General features: G+C 36.9%; 15 protein-coding genes and 3 pseudogenes. 15 read left to right on the top strand and 3 right to left on the bottom strand.

What is annotated here, in order from left to right; all coding sequences use genetic code 11:
• The first annotated feature begins 97 nt into the window (after nt 1-97).
• Genes ACFQIC_RS04070 through ACFQIC_RS04060 form a run of 3 tightly spaced genes read left to right on the top strand, consistent with a single transcriptional unit; the run spans nt 98 to nt 5,779 of the window.
• Nucleotides 98-1,582, top strand: a complete 1,485-nt coding sequence (locus ACFQIC_RS04070; protein WP_204708869.1) for a type I restriction-modification system subunit M — start codon at nt 98-100, stop codon at nt 1,580-1,582.
• Nucleotides 1,575-2,834 (top strand): restriction endonuclease subunit S, encoded by a 1,260-nt coding sequence (locus ACFQIC_RS04065; protein ID WP_204708870.1) that lies wholly within the window; start codon nt 1,575-1,577, stop codon nt 2,832-2,834. Before ACFQIC_RS04070 ends, ACFQIC_RS04065 begins: the two co-directional genes overlap by 8 nt.
• A complete protein-coding gene (locus ACFQIC_RS04060) occupies nt 2,831-5,779 on the top strand; it encodes a type I restriction endonuclease subunit R (protein ID WP_204708871.1) in 2,949 nt (982 codons plus the stop codon). Before ACFQIC_RS04065 ends, ACFQIC_RS04060 begins: the two co-directional genes overlap by 4 nt.
• A 46-nt stretch (nt 5,780-5,825) precedes the next feature.
• On the opposite strand, the gene ACFQIC_RS04055 is transcribed toward ACFQIC_RS04060, so the two are convergent.
• Nucleotides 5,826-6,488: a M48 family metallopeptidase gene (locus ACFQIC_RS04055; protein ID WP_390216958.1), complete on the bottom strand. Its 663-nt coding sequence runs from the start codon at nt 6,486-6,488 to the stop codon at nt 5,826-5,828.
• A gap of 179 nt (nt 6,489-6,667) precedes the next feature.
• Between ACFQIC_RS04055 and ACFQIC_RS04050 the strand changes: the two genes are divergently transcribed.
• The 6 genes from ACFQIC_RS04050 to ACFQIC_RS04025 all read left to right on the top strand — a co-directional run bounded on the left by ACFQIC_RS04050 (nt 6,668) and on the right by ACFQIC_RS04025 (nt 14,343).
• Nucleotides 6,668-7,279: a hypothetical protein gene (locus tag ACFQIC_RS04050; protein WP_204708873.1), complete on the top strand. Its 612-nt coding sequence runs from the start codon at nt 6,668-6,670 to the stop codon at nt 7,277-7,279.
• 738 nt (nt 7,280-8,017) lie between these two features.
• Complete coding sequence (locus ACFQIC_RS04045; protein WP_204708874.1) at nt 8,018-9,022, top strand: LacI family DNA-binding transcriptional regulator; 1,005 nt, start codon at nt 8,018-8,020, stop codon at nt 9,020-9,022.
• 195 nt (nt 9,023-9,217) lie between these two features.
• Nucleotides 9,218-10,888, top strand: coding sequence for a glycoside hydrolase family 13 protein (locus ACFQIC_RS04040; RefSeq protein WP_204708875.1), 1,671 nt, complete (start codon nt 9,218-9,220; stop codon nt 10,886-10,888).
• A gap of 18 nt (nt 10,889-10,906) precedes the next feature.
• Nucleotides 10,907-12,154: a sugar ABC transporter substrate-binding protein gene (locus ACFQIC_RS04035; protein WP_204708876.1), complete on the top strand. Its 1,248-nt coding sequence runs from the start codon at nt 10,907-10,909 to the stop codon at nt 12,152-12,154.
• A gap of 71 nt (nt 12,155-12,225) precedes the next feature.
• Nucleotides 12,226-13,500, top strand: a complete 1,275-nt coding sequence (locus tag ACFQIC_RS04030) for a sugar ABC transporter permease (RefSeq protein WP_204708877.1) — start codon at nt 12,226-12,228, stop codon at nt 13,498-13,500.
• Nucleotides 13,501-14,343, top strand: a complete 843-nt coding sequence (locus ACFQIC_RS04025; RefSeq protein WP_390216957.1) for a sugar ABC transporter permease — start codon at nt 13,501-13,503, stop codon at nt 14,341-14,343.
• A 618-nt stretch (nt 14,344-14,961) separates the two neighbouring features.
• On the opposite strand, the pseudogene ACFQIC_RS04020 reads toward ACFQIC_RS04025, so the two are convergent.
• A pseudogene (locus tag ACFQIC_RS04020) lies at nt 14,962-15,198 on the bottom strand (hypothetical protein); the annotation flags it as partial.
• Between the two features lie 35 nt (nt 15,199-15,233).
• On the opposite strand from ACFQIC_RS04020, the pseudogene ACFQIC_RS04015 reads away from it, so the two are divergent.
• The 5 genes and pseudogenes from ACFQIC_RS04015 to ACFQIC_RS03995 form a co-directional block, all read left to right on the top strand.
• Nucleotides 15,234-15,476: pseudogene (locus ACFQIC_RS04015) on the top strand (recombinase family protein); the annotation flags it as partial.
• A gap of 124 nt (nt 15,477-15,600) precedes the next feature.
• Complete coding sequence (locus ACFQIC_RS04010; RefSeq protein WP_204708878.1) at nt 15,601-15,825, top strand: helix-turn-helix transcriptional regulator; 225 nt, start codon at nt 15,601-15,603, stop codon at nt 15,823-15,825.
• Nucleotides 15,826-16,110 (top strand): hypothetical protein, encoded by a 285-nt coding sequence (locus tag ACFQIC_RS04005; protein ID WP_204708879.1) that lies wholly within the window; start codon nt 15,826-15,828, stop codon nt 16,108-16,110. It abuts the gene before it with no gap.
• Between the two features lie 109 nt (nt 16,111-16,219).
• Entirely contained in the window at nt 16,220-16,762 is a 543-nt protein-coding gene (locus ACFQIC_RS04000; RefSeq protein ID WP_204708880.1) for a DUF4003 family protein, read from the top strand.
• The gene (locus ACFQIC_RS03995; RefSeq protein ID WP_390216956.1) at nt 16,746-17,204 is read left to right on the top strand and encodes a DUF4003 family protein; all 459 of its coding nucleotides are present in this window, start codon (nt 16,746-16,748) and stop codon (nt 17,202-17,204) included. Before ACFQIC_RS04000 ends, ACFQIC_RS03995 begins: the two co-directional genes overlap by 17 nt.
• A gap of 135 nt (nt 17,205-17,339) precedes the next feature.
• On the opposite strand, the pseudogene ACFQIC_RS03990 reads toward ACFQIC_RS03995, so the two are convergent.
• A pseudogene (locus ACFQIC_RS03990) lies at nt 17,340-17,850 on the bottom strand (DUF3231 family protein).
• A 312-nt stretch (nt 17,851-18,162) separates the two neighbouring features.
• On the opposite strand from ACFQIC_RS03990, the gene hmpA reads away from it, so the two are divergent.
• Nucleotides 18,163-19,383, top strand: a complete 1,221-nt coding sequence (gene hmpA, locus ACFQIC_RS03985; RefSeq protein ID WP_204708882.1) for an NO-inducible flavohemoprotein — start codon at nt 18,163-18,165, stop codon at nt 19,381-19,383.
• Nucleotides 19,384-20,076: the final 693 nt, after the last annotated feature.

Here is a 20,076-nt window from a genome sequence, read left to right as displayed (position 1 = left end):
TTAGTTGAAAACCCCTATTTCCGAACAATGACAATAGTCTCATGTATTGCAGTCTGGTATATTAGAGATATAAGACTATACACGGGGGCTACATCAAATGAGTAAATTGACATTATCACAACTAGAATCCCATTTATGGGAATCAGCTAATATACTACGGGGAAGTATTGATTCCTCTGATTATAAAAATTACATATTTGGTCTATTATTTTTAAAACGATTAAATGATGTATTTGTTGAAACGGCAAAAGCTATTGAACAAGAAGAAGGCGATGATTACGGTTGGTATGATCGGGATGAGCACCAGTTCTTCGTTCCAGAACGTGCACGATGGGCGTTTATCCAGTCCCAAACGCAAGATATTGGTTCAGCTATTAATAAAGCCTTTGAAGCGCTCGAAGAAGAAAACCAATCGCTAGAAGGGGTACTCGCGAGCATCGATTTCAACGACAAAGAAAAATTGCCGGATAAGCTTCTCTTGCAACTCATTCAACATTTTTCTTCTCTTAACTTAGGGAACGAACATCTCTCTGAACCTGATATGCTTGGCCGTGCGTATGAGTATTTAATCAAGCAATTTGCGGATGATGCAGGTAAAAAGGGAGGAGAGTTCTATACACCGAGTAAGGTTGTTGAACTCATTGTCAAACTGATCAAACCTGAAGAAGGCATGCGTGTCTGTGATCCGACTGTCGGATCAGGCGGTATGTTGGTTCAGTCTGTGGATTATATCAAGTCTCATGGAGGCGACCCACGCAATTTATCCCTGCATGGTCAGGAAAGAAACTTGAATACGTGGTCGATTTGTAAAATGAACTTGTTGCTGCATGGATTGAGTGATCATCGTATTGAACGAGGGGATACGATTCGTGAACCACAGCTGACAGGGGAAGGTAAAGAACTATTATTATATGATCGCGTGATTGCCAATCCCCCCTTCTCATTAAAAAACTGGGGACGTGAAGAAGCCGAGGCCGATGAATATGGTCGTTTCCGTTTTGGCTTGCCACCGAAAAATGCGGGGGATTATGGATTTGTACAACATATGATTTCTACATTAAATCATGAAGGGAAAGCAGGCGTGGTTATGCCTCACGGTGTGCTTTTCCGTGGAGGAGCCGAAGGGAAAATACGTACCGGCTTGTTACAAGAAGACCTCGTTGAAGCAATTATCGGTTTACCTTCAAACCTCTTCTATGGAACAGGTATCCCAGCTGCCATCCTCATTTTGAATAGAAATAAAGAAGAAGATAAAAAAGGTAAAGTGTTTATCCTAGATGGGTCAAAAAACTTCCAGGAAGGAACCAACCAAAATATTCTTGGTGAAAAAGACATTACGAAGGTAATTGAAGCTTACGACTCTTGGACAAGTATTGAAAAATACTGCCGCGTTGTTGACTTTGCAGAAATTGAGGAAAATGAATTCAATTTAAATATCGCAAGGTACATTGATACTACAGAAGAAGAAGAAGAGATTGATATAAACAAGGCATTGTTAGACTTGGAAAAACTGGAAAATGAAAGAGCTAAAACCGAGAATAAAATGAATTCTTATCTGAAGGAGATGGGTTATCTTGGATAATCACAAACAAAGAACTCCCATAGGTGAAATTCCTTCAGATTGGGAAGTAGTAACAACTAAAGAGATTTTTAAAAACAAAACTTTGAAAAATTATCCCAATGAACCTGTTCTTTCTGTTACACAAGAGTACGGTGTAATTTATAGAGATACAATTGATAGACGAATATCGATGGATAAAAGCAATACTAAAAACTTCAAATTGGTAGAACAAGGCAACTTCATTATTAGTCTAAGATCTTTTCAGGGTGGCATTGAAAGTTCCTCAATTCAAGGGCTGGTTAGCCCTGCTTATACAGTATTAAAGGTTGAAGGTGAAGATATAGAAGAAAACTTTTACAGATACTATTTTAAATATCCAAGGTTTATTAGTTACATGGGGAGTGCGGTAATTGGGATAAGAGATGGAAAGCAAATTAGTTACAAGGTATTTTCAGAACTGTTTATTCCTAAGCCACCGTATAATGAGCAACAAAAAATCGCATCCATTCTTTCTTCGGTCGATGAGGCGATTGAGAAAACGGAGCAAATCATTGAACAAACCACCAAAGTAAAAAAAGGGTTGATGCAACAACTGTTGACCAAAGGCATTGGTCATACGAAATTCCAGAAAACATCTATTGGGGAGATCCCTGAAGAATGGAGGATTGAGGAACTCCAAAACATTACTGATGTTAGAGATGGTACTCATGATTCACCAAAATATATGGACGATGGCATCCCATTGATTACATCTAAAAACCTAAAGCCAAATGGAATAGATTTCTCTAATGTAAATTATATTTCCACTCAAGATCATGCTCAAATTGAAAAAAGGTCAGGGGTAGAAGAAGGGGATATTTTGTTTGGTATGATAGGTACAATTGGTAATCCAGTTGTAGTGAAAAAGGAGTTTGACTTTTCTATTAAAAACGTAGCTCTGGTTAAATTTGATAGGGAAAAACAGGTTATCTCAAATTACTTCATCTATTACCTATTGCAATCCTCTTTAGTTTTAAGTCAACTGTCAAAAGGAACTAATGGTGGGGTGCAAAAGTTTATTGCACTTGGTACGATTAGAAAATTAATGATTCCTACCCCTTCTAAAGAAGAACAAGAGGAAATTGTTAAAATTCTTTTTTCTGTAGATGAAAAGATAAATGTTGAAAAATATCGATTTCAAAAGTTGGAAATTTTAAAGAAATCGCTTATGCAACAACTGCTCACTGGAAAAGTACGCGTACCTATAGAGGAAGACGAGGTGATGCAGACATGAACATTATCCAAGATTGGAACGAAAAAGGTCTAGTCGAAGATCGAGTAATTGAACATTTGAAATCGCTAGGGTATACGTATGAATCTGGAGCATTGCTTGACCAAGAACGGGATACACATATGGAAGTTGTACTCAAACAACGCTTGACGCAAGCTATTCAACGGTTGAATCCTTGGATCAATGAGAATAACCTCAATAAAGTCGTCCGTTCTATGACGCACTTAGACACCACCAACCTCATGGAAGCGAATCAGCATTTCCATGAGGTTTTGATTAATAAGCTCTCCGTTCAACAGGATGTTGGAAAAGGGCGGAAGAGTCAAACGGTAGAATTGATTGATTTTGATAACATTGATAATAATGAGTTCCTTGTCGTTGATCAATTTTCGGTCACGAATGCTCAGGGAACGATTCGTCCGGATGTCATGGTGTTCGTTAATGGCTTCCCTCTTGTCGTCATCGAGTGCAAGAGTCCAACGTTGCCCCCAGATGAACAAATCCCTCAAGGGGTAAAGCAGCTGTCACGCTATCAACGAGAGAATGAATCGTTATTCTATTACAATCAATTCATGATCTCGACGAGCAATGACCGAGCAAAAGTGGGAACGATTGGATCGAATCTTCAACATTATACGGAGTGGAAGGATCCCTATCCAAGAACTATATCGGAAATTGGGGCTAACCCTTCTTCTCAAGACATTCTTGTGACCGGCATGCTCGTCAAAGAGCGATTATTCGATTTAATTCGAAATTTCATCGTTTACGAACCAGAGGATGGACGTGTGATTAAAAAGATTGGACGCTACCAGCAGTACCGAGCGGTTAACCGTGCTGTTCATCGAATTTTACATGCGGATAAGCCTCAAGAGCGTGGCGGGGTGATCTGGGCGACACAAGGATCGGGAAAGTCGCTGTCCATGGTATTTTTAGCAACGAAGTTAAGACGAATCGCTGAATTAAAGAACCCGACAATTGTTGTAGTCACCGATCGCCAAGATTTGGACCAACAAATCACCAATACGTTCCGTCGTTGTGGTTTTCCGAATCCTCAACAAGCGGGTTCTGTCTCGGAATTGCGTGATTATTTGAACCAAGGTCCTGGAGCGACGATTATGACACTCGTGCAAAAGTTCCAGGAATCCGAAGATGAAGAGAGCTTTCCGGAACAGACCACATCTGAAAACGTTATTGTGTTAGTGGATGAAAGCCACCGTAGTCAGTATAGTTCACTGGCTCTCAATATGCGTATGGCTCTCCCGAATGCCACGTACATTGGATTTACGGGGACGCCGATTGATAAAAAAGATAAGAGTACCCGACGCACGTTTGGAGATTATATCGATAAATATCCAATCGAACAGGCAGTAGAAGATGGGGCGACGGTTCCAATTTTCTATGAATCCCGACTTGTTGACTTGCATGTTCAAGGGGAAACGATCGATCAATTGTTTGATCGCTTTTTCCGCGAGTACTCGGAAGAAGACCGGGAGCGGATCAAAAAGAAATATGCTACAGAAGAAGCGATTACGGCTTCACCCAAACGAGTTCGAAATATTGTGCTCGATATTATTGAACACTTTGAGCAACATATTCAGCCGAACGGATTCAAAGCACAAATTGTCGCTGTATCTCGTGAAGCTGCTGTGATGTATAAACAGATGTTGGATGAATTAAGTAACTATCAATCTAAAGTGATTATGTCAGCTGGCCACAATGATGAAAAGCATTTAAAGGACCATCATATCTCCAAGCAAGAAGAAAAACAGGTCATCCAACGTTTCAAAAAGCCGATGCATGAAGATGAGCTAAGTTTCTTAATCGTTTGTGACAAGTTGCTGACAGGATTCGATGCTCCTATCGAACAAGTAATGTATCTGGACAAGCCATTGAAAGAGCACAACTTATTGCAGGCCATTGCCAGAACGAACCGTACGTATAATAAAAAAACATATGGATTGATCGTTGATTACTTTGGTGTCTCAAGATTTTTAGAAGAAGCGTTAGGAGTCTTCCATGAAGAAGATATCAAAGGGGCACTCAGCGACATTGATGCCGAGATTCCGAAACTACAAACGCGACATCGTAAAGCGATGCGCTTTTTTGACTATCAAAATCGAGATGATTTAGATGGCTGCCTTGCGATTCTTGAGCCCGAAGACATTCGGAATGAATTTGATACAGCGTTCAAGCAGTTTTCTGAAAGCATGGATATGGTGATGCCCAATCCGAAAGCGAAGCCGTATTTGGAGGATTTGCGCTGGCTAGGGAAAGTCCGAAAGCTGGCCAAGTCCAGGTACCACGTGGAGGAAGGTATGGATATTTCCGACTGTGGTGAAAAAGTGCGGCAACTGATTGAAGAACACGTCTACGCCACGACTCCTGAAGTCTTGTTCGAACCCATTGATATTTTATCCAATCGGTTTGAGGAAAAATTAGATGAAATCAAGACACCGGAATCGAAGGCAGCGGAAATGGAACACGCTTTGAAGCATGAAATCCGTATCAAATTAGAAGAAAATCCTGTTTTATATACATCTTTAAAAGAGCGTTTGGAAGAATTGATTGAACGTCGTAAAGAGCGGCAAATGACTATTGAGGAGTTGCTTGAAGAATACCGTGATATGATTCATGAGATGCGAAATAATGCTGAAGAAAGTAAAGATCATGGGTTTGAGCCGAAACAATATCCCTTTTTTCAATTGTTAGAAAAGGAACTAGCTTCCAATGAGGAAGAGAGTTTGAAAGAATTGACTCACATCATCACTGAGATTATTGTCGATCATGCTGTGATTGATTGGGTGGAAAAAGATGATGTAAAAAGAGAGATGCGCAAGAAGATCAAGCGGCAACTACGCGCTAGTAATTGTCCGAATAAGCAAGTTGAAAATCTGACCTTACAATTGATGAACCTGGCAGAAGTTCACTATAAACAGATCGGATATTGACACACGAAGGGCATGACACCACAGATACGGTATCATGCCCTTTTGGTTATCCGATGTTATGCAATTCCATTCCATGGACGCGAAGCCATTCTTTTCGTTGTTCATAGTCCGGTAGAATCGACTGAACGATTTTCCAAAAATGCTCATTGTGTTCAGCTACAAGCAAGTGGGCCAATTCATGTACAATGACATAATCCATCACTTTGACGGGTGCCATGGCGAGACGCCAGTTGACATAGATGTCACCACCGGGAGTGCACGTGCCCCAGCGCTTATGTTGCGTCCGTAATCTAATCGAATTCGACTGAACACCAAGTATGGTTTGGTAGTAATCAGCACGTTCTTCGATTTTGCTCGTCCCATGGATTCGGTACCATTGAATGAACTCACCTTCTAAATAATGGTTCGTTTGTTCTTGGGACCAATTTTGGGGAACGGAAGCAATGAACTTTCCTTGCTTAAATTGGAGTTTGGCTTTTTCGATAGGTTCCTTGTGAACTTTTAAGCGATAATGACGACCTAAGTAAGGAAATTTCTCACCACTCACAAATTCCTTCGGTTGAACCGATACCTGAACTTCATTTAGTTCTCTAAGCTTGGTTAAGATCCAAGGGGATTTCTTTTTGATCAGTTTATTCATTTGTTCTGTTTCAAGATTGTGTGGAGCAAAAACCTCTACTCCGTTTACGAGAGTAACGGATATTTTCAAGTCTTTGCGGTTCTGGTAATGGAATATATAATCGATTTCTGTGTTGCCGTAGGTGAGAAGAGGCATAATAATCACGTTCTTCCTATTTTAATTGCTTGTTCAATCATATCATTAGAACACTAATAGATAAATCTCAAGGGAATAGGTTTGCTCCCATGGTGTGTCGTAAGTGTCATCAGATGGCAGTAAAATCTGTAAGTGAGGTGAAAAATATGGGAAACGAAATTGCATCTTTAATTAGTGCTGGAATAGGGGGGATGGTTGCATTAATAGTTCTTGGTGTTAATCAATTAATGCAACATAAACGTTGGAAAGAAAACTTACAAAGGAAGGGAGAGGACAAGTACCTTGACAAAAAAATAGATATATTACACGAAACAAATGTAGAATTATTCCAATTGGCAAATTACGCATTAACTCTTGCCAGAGCAGCTGAAAATAAAGGTGTTAATTCAATTAGGTGCGAATATAAAAAATTAGATAGCAATGTTAGAGGAACAATAGCTTTGTCATCACCTTATTTGGAAAGTGTCGACAATGAAAAAGTTAATAGTTTATATGAAACATTAACAGTGACAAGATTAATATTTAATGAGGAAATTCATGGAACAGAGGCAGAAATAATAACCCATTTGTACTGGTTAAATGAAGGGATATGGGAGTTTCGCGAAAACCTTTCCATTACAATGAAAGCTTTTTATAACAGACACGAAAAAAGCAACAGTTGGTTATGGATAACTTCAGTATCAGTTTTATTAAATATTTTATTGTTGATTTACATATTGATGTAGTCAAGAGGTTATTATTTTTGAATCTCACAGTCCCCCACCAAGCTAAAGTCCACCGCGTTAAAGTGGTAAAATATGATTCACTCGCGCTGAAAAGAAGTAGAACCTCTATCAAAAGACACTACCGCAAGAACGTCACATCTGGGGTCAGGTCTCTCATACTCAACAACCATCGATCACTAATATCGCAGAAGGCCCTGACCCCACTTCTCATTCAGGACATCTAGCTGAAGCTCCCAGATCTACACAAGGTAAAGGAATTCTGTTTTAGGTGGCCAGTTTCAAAACAAGGAGTCATATCTTCTTTGCGAAAATATAGATCTTTAGCAATCGGGGCATAATTATGCATTTTGTATTGAGTCACGTGTAATCGTCATCACTGATGATATCGAATAGTAGTTTAGGCGATATCACTTCATGCCGCTAATGGATTCTCTTAGGTAAATAAAGCCAAACACCCTACATAGAGAGATATAAATATAAATGAGCAATAGTATGTCAACTGTTGTTCCATTTAATGGATATAGAATTCCACCCTTATACGGAAGACTCACTTCAAGCTAATATAATTTTTAAAAGCCCTTCAAAAATCCTCTGGACCTTTTGAGAGGCTTATTTGTTTTTAAGTGAAGTAGGTATTATCCTTTTTAAATGAGTAAATTATTAAAAAATATTGAAAGGGTTTCCATTCTATGATAAGTTATTACGTAACCGGTTACGTAATGAGGGAGAACATGAATTATGGCTTATACAATTAAGGATGTTGCAAAAAGAGCAAATGTATCAACAGCTACCGTATCTAGAATATTGAATGACCTAGGTGGATATTCTGATAAGACAAAAGTGAAAGTATTAGACGTTATTCAAGAATTAGAGTACTTTCCTAGTGGAATTGCAAGGGGACTAACTAATAACAGAACACACACCATAGGTGTATTAGTTCCGAATTTAACGAGTTCTCTAATAGCTGAGTTTTTAACCGGTATTGAGTCAGTTGCACACGAAGTAGGTTCCAGTATAATAGTATGTCATACTGAATCACAAGGGATAAAAACAATGAAATACCTTCAGTTATTGCATGAAAAGCGAATTGATGGATTAATCATTGCAAGTACAGTATTAAAAAAAGAATATTATGATTATATTGTTAAAATGGATGTCCCTTTAGTTCTTTTATCTGCTTACTCTGAGTTCCCGGTCCCTTATGTTATGGCAAATGATTATCAGGCAGCATACTCCGCTACCAAACACTTAATACAAAATGGGCATAGTAAATTAGGGATGATAAGTGGGAATAAAGAAGAATGGATTGCTGGTAATGCCATTCCCCGGGTAGAGGGCTTTAAAAGAGCTATTTCTGATTTCAACATACCAATTGATGATCGCTGTATAGAATACGGGAGATTTTCTATTGAGGATGGTATTAAATCTTTTAAGCAGCTATTAAATCAAAATCATGATCTTACAGCTATCTTTGCTGAAAATGATGAAATTGGTATAGGTGTTTTGTCTGCTGCTTTTGAACTAGGAATTAGTGTTCCTAAGGATATTTCTGTTATAGGTATGGACGATATAAATTTGTGTAAATTTATGACCCCACCATTGTCTTCTGTTTCGCTTTCACACAATGAAATGGCCAAAAAGGCTGCAAAAATGATTTTTAAAATGATTGAAACGAATTCAAAGATGGAAAGCTGTATACTTAGCCATCAACTTGTAGAGAGACAGAGTGTGCGTTCTCACTAGTCTCTCTATTAAAGGGTACTAATGTAAGCGATTACGTAATTAAATAGAAAAAAAGATTGTCTAGGTACGGGATAATTTTTTTTGAGTGTTACGTAACCGGTTACGTAATTTAATAAATAAATGGGGTAACGAATTTGAAGAGATAAATTTAGATTATTAATGATAGTTAAGAATACTTGAGGAGTGTATTAAAGCATGGAGAAAAAATGGTGGAAAGAATGTGTAGCTTATCAAGTCTATCCTAGAAGTTTTATGGATAGCAATGGAGATGGAATTGGTGATTTGCAAGGAATGATTCAAAAGCTTGATTATATTAAAGATTTGGGAATTGACGTTATTTGGATATGTCCGATGTATAAGTCACCTAATGATGATAATGGTTATGACATTTCCGATTATCAAGACATAATGGATGATTTCGGTACTATGGGAGACTTTAATCAATTATTAGAAGAAGTTCATAAACGCAATATGAAACTCATTATTGATTTAGTAATTAATCATACAAGTGATGAACACCCATGGTTTATTGAATCACGTTCTTCAAAAGATAATCCAAAGCGAGACTGGTATATCTGGCAAGAAGGGAAAAATGGGCAGCCACCTAACAACTGGGAATCGATTTTTAGTGGTTCAATATGGGAGTATGACAATCAAACAAATGAGTATTTTATGCACTTATTTTCAAAACGTCAACCTGATTTAAATTGGGAGAATCCTGATGTACGACATGCTTTGTACGATATTGTAAATTGGTGGCTTGATAAGGGAATAGATGGATTTCGAATAGATGCTATATCACATATTAAAAGAGAACCTGGATTCCCTGACATGCTAAATCCAAAAGAATTAGAAGTAGTACCTGCTGCTAAATATACAACTAACGTAAAAGGGATTGATGAATTATTAGATGAGTTCTCAGGGGAGACAGTAAAAAAATACGATGTAATGACTGTTGGTGAAGCTGGGGGTGTCACCGTTGAAGATGCAGAATTTTGGGTGAGCGAAGAAAAAGGTTATTTTGATATGATCTTTCAATTTGATCATGTTGCATTATGGGATAAGGGTACAGAAGAATCACAAGACATTATGGGGTTTAAACAAGCATTAACAAACTGGCAAGTTGGACTAGAAGGTAAAGGGTGGAATGCTTTATTTCTTGAAAACCATGATTTGCCTAGGAGTATTTCCTGCTGGGGAGATGAACACCTATATAGGAAAGAAAGTGCAAAAATGCTTGCAACTTTATATTTTTTGATGAAAGGTACTCCTTTTATTTACCAAGGGCAAGAAATTGGGATGACAAATGTCCGATTTGACAATATTCAAGACTATAATGATGTTGGAATGCTAAATTACTATCATACAAATCGCATGCAAGGTGAATCTCACGAAGATTTAATCAAAGTAATCTGGGCTAAATGTCGTGATAACGCTCGAACACCAATGCAGTGGAATTCAGAATTTAATGCCGGTTTTTCTTCGGCAGAAAATACATGGTTAAAATTAAATCCAAACTATGTTTCTATTAATGTCGCAGATCAAATGGAAGACGAGGATTCAATATTAAATTTTTATAAAAGTCTAATAAAGTTAAGAAAAACAAAAGAAGTTTTTGTATATGGTGTTTATAAATTGTTACTGCCCGATCACCGAGGAATCTTTGCTTATGAACGAAAACTTGACGATAAAAAGGCAATTGTCATATGTAACATGACAGATAAAAGTGTTACTGGTGAACTACCTGATAATCTTAAATATAATGAATATTCTCTTATTCTACAAAATTATAAAAAGATAAATGCTTCCTTAACGAAACAACATACCCTAAAACCTTATGAAGCAAATGTGTATTTATCAAATTAGTATATAGGAGGGACAACAATGTTAAAAAGAAAATTATTAAGAGGGTTTATATTAATGTTATCACTATCGATGATTTTGACTGCTTGCGGTCCACAACGAGACACAGGGGAAACTGAAGAAGCATCCACCAATGGGGAAGTTCCAGCAAAGCCTGAAGAGTTAACTTTATGGGCATGGGAAGATACTAAATCAGCATTTCAAAACATTGGGGATAAATATACAGAAGAAACCGGTATTAAGGTGAACGTAGTGGCTGCAGAAAATGCTGATATCTCTCTAGATGCTCCTGCAGGAAGAGGGCCTGATCTTTTTTATGAAACACATGACCGAATTGGGGACGCCTACTTACAAGGACTAGCTGCAGAAATTGAAATAACAGATGAACAATTGAAAGGATACCAAGAATCAGCAATTGAAGCATTCACCGTTGATGGAAAGCTTTTAGGGATTCCATCTTCAGTTGAAACAATTGGCTTATTCTATAATAAAGAACTCGTTCCTGAAGCCCCTCAAACAATAGAAGAAATTAATGAAATTGCTGAACAGTTAACAAACACAGACCAAGATGAATTTGGGTTTTTAAATATTACCTCTGATTTATATCCCACATTTCCTTTCCTGACTGCGGCGGGAGGATATGTTTTCGGAAAAAGTGAACAAGGGGGATATGATACTAGCGATATTGGTTTATCAAGTGATGAAGTAGTTGAGGGTGCAGAAATTATCCAGTCATGGCACGAGAATGGATATATTCCAGAAAGCCTTACTTACGATGTAATGAATGGATTATTCCGCAAGGGAAAAGTTGGAGCCATTATTTCAGGACCGTGGGGGATTCCGGATTTTGAGGAAGGATTAGGAGATAAGTTAGCTATTGCTCCTCTGCCAACCTATAAGGGAAAGCAGTTAGAATCTTTCTTAGGTGTAAAGGGATTAGCAGTATCAGAATATAGTGAAAATAAATATTGGTCAACAGATTTCGCTTTATTTATGACAAATACTGCAAACTCTGAGCTTCTCTTTGAAGACACTAGACGTATTCCAGCACGGGAGGGTGTGAGTATTGAAAGTGAACTCTATCAAGGAATTCAAGAGCAACTTCAATACGCTAATCCTACGCCAAATATTCCGGAAATGGCACAAATTTGGGAGCCAATGGGGGATGCCTTAGTATTCATTGGTGATGGGGAAGACCCTAAGGAAGTATTGAAAGAAGCTGAAGCAACAATAAAAGAGCAAAATTCGCTACATGGTGGGGAAAACTAATAAGTCAGCAAGTGTGGTGGAAGAATGTGATAACCATTCTTTCACCAAAGATTTATAAGGTGGTGTAAAAATTGGCTGAGCAAAGACATAAACCGCAAGTAGCAGTTACATTATCCTTTGTTCCTGGATTAGGGCAATTGTATAATCGTCATTATTTTAAGGGAACAACTTTTTTACTTTTTACCATATCGTTTATTTTGTTCTTCTATCAATTTTTAAATATAGGATATTGGGGACTCTTAACGCTAGGTGAAATCCCTGGATTAGACGATTCTCGTGTCCTGCTTGCTCAAGGGATAATCTCTCTTATAATAACAGGGTTTGCAATAACCTTTTATGTATTAAATTTACTCGATGCTTATAAAGAAGCGGTGAAGTTTCAACAAGGAATTAGACGTGATAGTCTGCGAAAAAGCTTTCGAGAAGGATGGAATAAAGGTTTTCCATACATACTCATAGGGCCGGGGCTGTTCTTGTTAATTTTTGTTGTTGTGTTCCCATTACTATATATGACTTTTATAGCATTTACAGATTACAATTTATATAATTCTCCTCCAAAAAATTTATTGAATTGGGTAGGATTTGAAAACTTTATATCATTAGTGACGGTACCCATTTGGCGTAGTACATTTTTTAGTGTTTTTTCATGGACAGTTATTTGGACATTGGTCGCTACTACTTTACAGATAGCTTTAGCGCTAATCCTAGCTATCTTTGTGAATGACCCGAGAATCAAATTCAAAAAATTCATTAGAACGGTGTTAATATTACCCTGGGCTGTACCAGCATTTGTCACTATATTGATTTTTGCTGCCCTGTTTAATAATGATTTTGGTGCAATTAATAACGATATTTTAGGTCCGCTTTTTAATCAAGCGATTCCCTGGATGACAGATCCATTTTGGTCAAAAATTGCTTTAATAGGTATCCAAATCTGGGTAGGCTTCCCCTTTGTATTTGCCATATTTACTGGGATACTACAAAGTATATCTAAAGATTGGTATGAAGCAGCAGATATGGATGGAGCGTCGAGTTGGCAAAAATTTAGGAGTATTACTTTCCCACAAGTAATGTTTGCAACTGCACCAATTCTTATTATGCAATATGCGGGAAATTTTAATAATTTTAATATAATCTACCTCTTTAACCAAGGTGGACCTGCTGTACGGGGACAGAACGCTGGTGGTACGGATATTTTGATTTCATGGGTTTATAATTTAACTTTTGAAACTCAGAATTATAATATGGCAGCAGCAATATCGATAGTTATTGGTTTAATAATTGCCGGATTTGCTTTCTATCAATTCAGGCGCACACGTTCCTTTAAAGAAGAGGGGGAGATGTAAGTGACTAGAAAGACTAAGAGCAACCTTCAAGTAATTGGAATGTATTTGTTTATTGGAATCGTTTTCGTTTTCATTTCTTATCCGTTGTTATGGACATTAGGTTTGTCTTTAAACCCGGGAACAAGCTTATATGGGTCTACAATGTTTCCAGAAAACTGGTCGTTTGTTCATTATAAGTGGCTCTTTTTTGATCCTAGTAGTGATTATTTACTATGGTATAAAAACACATTAATTGTAGCGACTATCACATCAATTTGCTCTGTAATAGTTGTTTCTCTTATTGCATATGCCTTTTCTAGATATAAATTCATAGGTAGAAAAAATGGTATATATACCTTTTTATTGTTACAAATGTTTCCCGTTCTTATGGCGATGGTTGCCCTATATCTTCTTTTAAATATGGTGAACTTGTTAGATACATTGACAGGTTTAATATTAATATATATCGGGGGAGCCATCCCACTCAATGTCTTTCTTGTAAAAGGTTATTTTGACACTCTTCCTAGAGAATTAGACGAGTCAGCAAAAATCGATGGAGCAGGACATTTTCGAATTTTTTTCAAAATTATGTTACCGCTAGCAAAACCTATTTTGGCGGTTGTTGCACTCTTCAATTTTATGACGCCGTTTATGGATTTTATCTTGCCGAGTATTATATTGAGAAGTCCAGAAAATTTCACTTTAGCTTTAGGGCTATTTAATTTTATTAATGATCAATTTGGTAACAACTTCACTCGATTTGCTGCTGGTGCAATATTAATAGCAATACCTATTGCCGCTGTATTCTTGTATCTCCAACGTTACCTAATATCAGGATTAACTTCTGGTGCTACTAAAGGTTAAATTAAGTATGTTAAAAATAGATTAAGGTAATTTAAGTGGCTTTTTCTTTTGGAGGTTATATTTAAAGGATGGGCAGTATTCCATCAAATAGTTACGCTTGAATCTTATAAGATTCAAGCGTTTTTATATACTTCTTAAAGAAGAGAATCGAAACCATAATTTTCTGATAATATAACGATTCCCATGAAATTATTTAAAACATAGATCAATTGAAGAAGCAGAACCTCTACCAAAAGACACTATCACGAGAACGTCACATCTGGGGTCAGGTCTCTCATCCTCAACAACACATCGATCACTTAGTATGGCAGAAGGCCCTGACCCCACTTCTCATTCAGAACACCACATCCAGCTGACCCTCCCTAATCAACATATGGTCAAGGAAATATTGTTCCTAGTTTCAAGAAATTCACTTTTGTTGTCAGTTTCAGAAAATTTTGTGACAGTTTCAAAACGAGGGGGCACTTTCTTGTTCGTATACGACTCATACAAGCAGCAATTTTCCATAAACCTTAAGGACATCCTCCATAAAAAAGAGAGAAAAGCACAAACGGCTCTCCTCTCCTGTAAAAATATAAGAATGATTTGGTTCTAACGTCTAACGAAAAGGACTTTAACCTAAGAAACAGAAAAACCCTCCTGTTCCGTCACCCCTCCATGTTCTTCTGTAAACTCATCAAGCAGAGCACGTACTTCATCGGTGGAGTGTGTGCTCATCAGTCTATTCCTCAACTCGCTCGCTCCTCGGAATCCGCGGACGTAAATCTTAAAGAAGCGGCAGAGCGGTTTGAAGATACAAGGCTCTAGTTCGTCGGAATACTTATCATGAAGATCGAAAAGGAACACTTGAAGGAGGGAAAAAATTAAATGGAAGGGAGTGTCCCTTTAAAATGGAGAATAGACAATACGGAGTGAGCAGTAAAGATCAAAATGAAGAACGTCACTGCCATGAAAGAAAAAGGAATCAATAAGCGTGATGTTTTTTCGATAAAGTGAGTGGTAAGGATTTTGAAAGAGACCAGTACCAGATCCTAAAGCGAATTCTCCGACCGGGGGAAGTGCTCTACATTCATTCTCTTGATCGGTTTGGTCGAAATAAAAAAGAGATAGTACAGGAGTGGAATACCATCACTGATTTAAACTTCATACGTATGATTTAACATCATTAAGTAAAAAATACACGACAATAAAATAAAAATAGTTTACATTTTGTCAAAAATATATTACAGTGTATATAACTCATAAGGAGGATGGATAATGAATGAACATGGTGAAATTAAAAATGAATTACCAGTGTTAAGAGCTAAAAAAGGGTATTCACAAAAAGATGTAGCAGAGAAAATTGGTGTTAGTAGACAGACGATTGCTTCATTGGAAAAAAATAAATATAACCCGTCACTCAAATTAGCATATGAACTTACACTTTTGTTTGAGGTGGAATTGGAAGAAGTCTTTCAATATAAACTAAGGGAGGAATCGTAAATGTTTTTCTATATTTATTTTGGTGTTTTAATTGTTGCATTTACTTTTTGGTCTAAATTTCAATTTGGTTATGAAGGAAAAGATGAACGTGGACAAATAATTCTCAATAAGTCTTATACAATTATTTTTCCGATGTTTATTATAGGATGGGTTATCGTTAGACTTATTGAAGACTTTGTAATGCCATTAGACGGCAATGATTGGCGTATGGCTATGTGGTATTTAATAACGGGGATTATGATTTTGCATTCTGTTCTGATTTATATTTTTAGGCGACTATATTGAAACTTTGTTGAGTGGGAAAAAATCTTGTGAAGATGATAGGAAGTTAAATGATACCTTTTTGCAATGTTTTCGTAGATAGTAATAATCAGGATGCAAAGGATGTGATCTAATGGGGCGGGACCTTGACCAAATTATTGCTGAATATATTGAGGTATTTACTCAGTTAAAGAAAAAATTAAAGTGGAGTACAGTAGATCCAAGCTCGTTAATGATGATCTCTTCACTTTATAGCATGAACGAAAAATCATTCCAAATGGAGAGGTTTTCTGCTATAAGTAATTATATTAAGAAAAATGTTGGGGTTTTTTCGACATTGAAATCATCCCTTCGATTTACAATAGCAGCGATGATTGATCTCCGTTTTGATGAGCCTAAAGAAAATTTTCACAAGTATCTTGCTGTCTATGAGAAGCTCGTAGAAGGTGGCTTCAAAAGAGGGAACTTTACGTATATTGCTGCATTAAGTTTACTTACATCAAATGCTGAAACAGACAGTGACCTCCTTATTGATCGGGCAATGATTATTTATAAAAATATGAAGAAAAGTCATTACTTTTTGACTGGTGACAATGATTATCCATTGGCGTTATTATTGGCGCAATTAGATAGTAATATCGACGATCTAATAAGTGATATTGATAGGTATTATTGATCAATTGGATCAAAATGGGTTCCGAAAAGGGAACGATTTGCAGTTTTTAAGTCATATTTTTACCATTCAACAGGATGTGGATGCATCTGTACTAGTTGACCGAGCTAAGCGTTTAACCCACGATTTTAAAAAAATGGGATTGCGAGTAAAGCCTATGTTCTACCCAGCGATTGGTCTACTCGCATTGATCGAAAACAGTTCAAAGGATATTGAAACCATTATGTCATTATATTATCGGTTCAATACTGAAAAGCAATTCCGCTGGAAAAAGGATATCAATTTTATTATCGCTACTAATTTTATTGTGAGAGATAAAGTAGAAAATACTAGCTTGATTACAACTGGTATTCAAACGACAATTGAAACGATTATTCAAGCACAGCAAGCGGCAATGATCGCTGGGGTTACAGCAGCTGCAACAGCGAGTAATAGCGGTAGTTAGGGTAAAATGTAATTAGAGTAACAATGGCTACTCAAGTATTTATATATAAAATCTCAGCACACCTTTACGTTGCGTGAATGTAAAAAAAGTAAAACGAAAGTCTTTCACTTACTCTTTTTTTACCTAATTTATATATTACATATTTGGATTATTCTTTCTTGCTAACTGATCCCTATCTGAAGCCATCGGCTGTTCTAACCATCTATTTTGAATCATAATATTAGCCCCATCCTTAGAATGTAATTGAATTTCCACTGGAAGTTTGTTATACATGAGACCGACATCTACTCTTGGACTTTGTGCTAGACCAGTACCATAATAACCAATACTTAATGATATTAAAGCGGATGTATAAAACATTATGATTTTATCTGAAAAGGTTTTAGTTGTATTATTTGTTATCTCCGTTTCCCAAGTCATAGGTACAGTGAGATAACTTTCCTCTAATTTATTCCCAAATGCTTTAACATGTTTTATAGCAATTTTTGTCCCTCGTAAAAGCAACCTGACTAAATCCAATTAAGGTAGCTGCTCCTAATGCATTTCTTTGCAGATTAGAATATAGATTGGACACTTCTAATGCAATTAGAGGTCTTTTTTCTCCAAATATATCCCAAAAAAACCCTTGTTTTTTTAACAAATTCATTCTGTTATCAGTTTCTTAAGAAAAGTAACCCTAAAATTAATGCGTTATTTACCACTGAAATTCACATCAGTCTCCTAAATGTGTCCATTTATTTAAAGTAGTATTATATATATTGCTTTAAACATGACTCTGAGTTACTATAAAGATGTATTTTAAATACACATTTAAATAGATTATTAATTATACCCATTCATTGGTATCTGTAACCTTGGATACTGTGAAATAAGTACCCTGTCACCCTAGAAGATTAAGAAAGGTGAATACGTACACACTAACAATGCTGCCAACATTAAATACGAAAGGGGTAATCTAATGCTTGACGAAAGTACGATTAAGATTGTCAAATCAACGGCTCCGTTATTGCAGGAGCACAGCCAGGAAATTGGTGAAAGGTTTTACGAATTGTTATTCTCACGCGTTCCAGATTTGTACAACATGTTTAACCAAACGAATCAAAAACGTGGTATTCAGCAAGGTGCATTGGCATATGGCGTCTATTTAGCTGGAGCCAATATTGACAATCTAAAAGCAATCGAATCAATGGTAGAGAGAGTGACCGAAAAGCACCGGGCATTAGGTGTTCAGGCCGAACAATACCCGATTGTAGGTGAGACTTTACTCAAAGCTGTGAAAGATGTGCTCGGCGAAACAGCAACGGATGAGGTCATAGAAGCTTGGGAGAAAGCCTACAAAGCCATTGCAAATATCTTTATTGAAACGGAAGCTAAACTTTACCAACAGACGGAGCAACAACCAGGTGGATGGATCGAGAATCGTTCTTTTTATGTAGACCAAAAAGTGAAAGAAAGCGATGTCATTTCTTCTTTTTATTTAAAACCTGAAGACGGTAAACCTATTCCCTCTTATAAACCTGGTCAATATCTCACAATACAGGCAGATATAGAGGGCGAAAAGTACTTTCATATGAGACATTATAGTTTATCAGATGCTCCTAATAAGGAGTATTACCGAATAAGCGTAAAACGCGAGGATTCACAAGACGGTGCACCAGCCGGAATTGTATCGAATTATCTTCATAACGAAATTTCAGAAAGGGATACACTATCTATTGCAGCCCCTGCAGGGGATTTCACGTATACAACAGAAGAACAACCGATTGTTTTGCTTAGTGGAGGCGTAGGAATAACGCCAATGATGAGTATGCTCAATACCCTGGTTGAAAATCATTCTGAACGTGAAATCACGTTTATTCACGCAGCTCAGAATAGTAATGTCCATGCGATGAGGGAACACGTAGAGAAATTAGTGAAAGAAAATCAGAACGTCACTTCTTTTGTATGCTACTCAAATCCTACTGAACAAGACCGATCCGAACATCGTTATGATAAAGAGGGATTTATTGATTTAGATTTTCTACAAACGGTGCTATCCGATAACCGGAAAGATTTTTACTTTTGCGGCCCCCTTCCTTTTTTGAAAGCGATAAACGGTGCTCTTAAGGAGTGGGGCGTACCAAACGAGCAAAGTACCTATGAATTATTCAGTCCAATCAGCACAATCGAGGAAGCATAAACTTTACTTAACATCACCACATAAGAGGTGTATATGCAATCCACTCTAAAAGAAGATGAAAAGGTGCTTGCAAGTGATGCTTCAGGAATCATTAAAACCCATAACAGAAAAATTGGAAACGTTAGAAAAAGAAATTGAATCCGTTAGAAAAGTATAAAAGTAGAACTAAAAAGAATGGTAGAAAAATGTAAGTAAACATTCTTCCGAAGAATGCTTACTCTTTTCTCGAGAACCCCTTGTTAAATCTTTTAAAACCATACGAAGAATTCGTATGGTTTTTGTATAGCAATCAAATTCGTCTATCAGCTTCTCAAGACAAATAACCCCGAAATTAATGATTTTGCAAATGGACTGGGAGAGCCTAGTTACCTTTAATATGTCTCGACACTGAGTCTTCCGGATTTCTTCACTATAAGAAAAGGATCTTCTTCTAGCTACATTGTAAGGGACTTACAATAACAGGTAGCGATAGTTGAACAAGCCAATTTTAAAAAGTCGGTTCCTTAACAGGAATTCGACTTTTTTTAGTTAAAAATCGCTTAACGCGAAATTTCCAAAATGTAAAGATGATGTTTGATTAGGCTTAAATGCGAGAGTCCTTTGTTAAAGGGAGTGATTATACAATAATATTTCCTTCTTTAAATATGAATTTTAGTCGAATAAGAACTCAATAATTTAACTGTTTAGAGAATC

This window comes from Halobacillus seohaensis, from assembly GCF_042663045.1.
In the GTDB taxonomy this organism is placed as follows: domain Bacteria; phylum Bacillota; class Bacilli; order Bacillales; family Halobacillaceae; genus Halobacillus_A; species Halobacillus_A seohaensis.
Note: the sequence above shows the minus strand (reverse complement) of the source record. Positions and strands in the feature narration are given on the sequence as shown.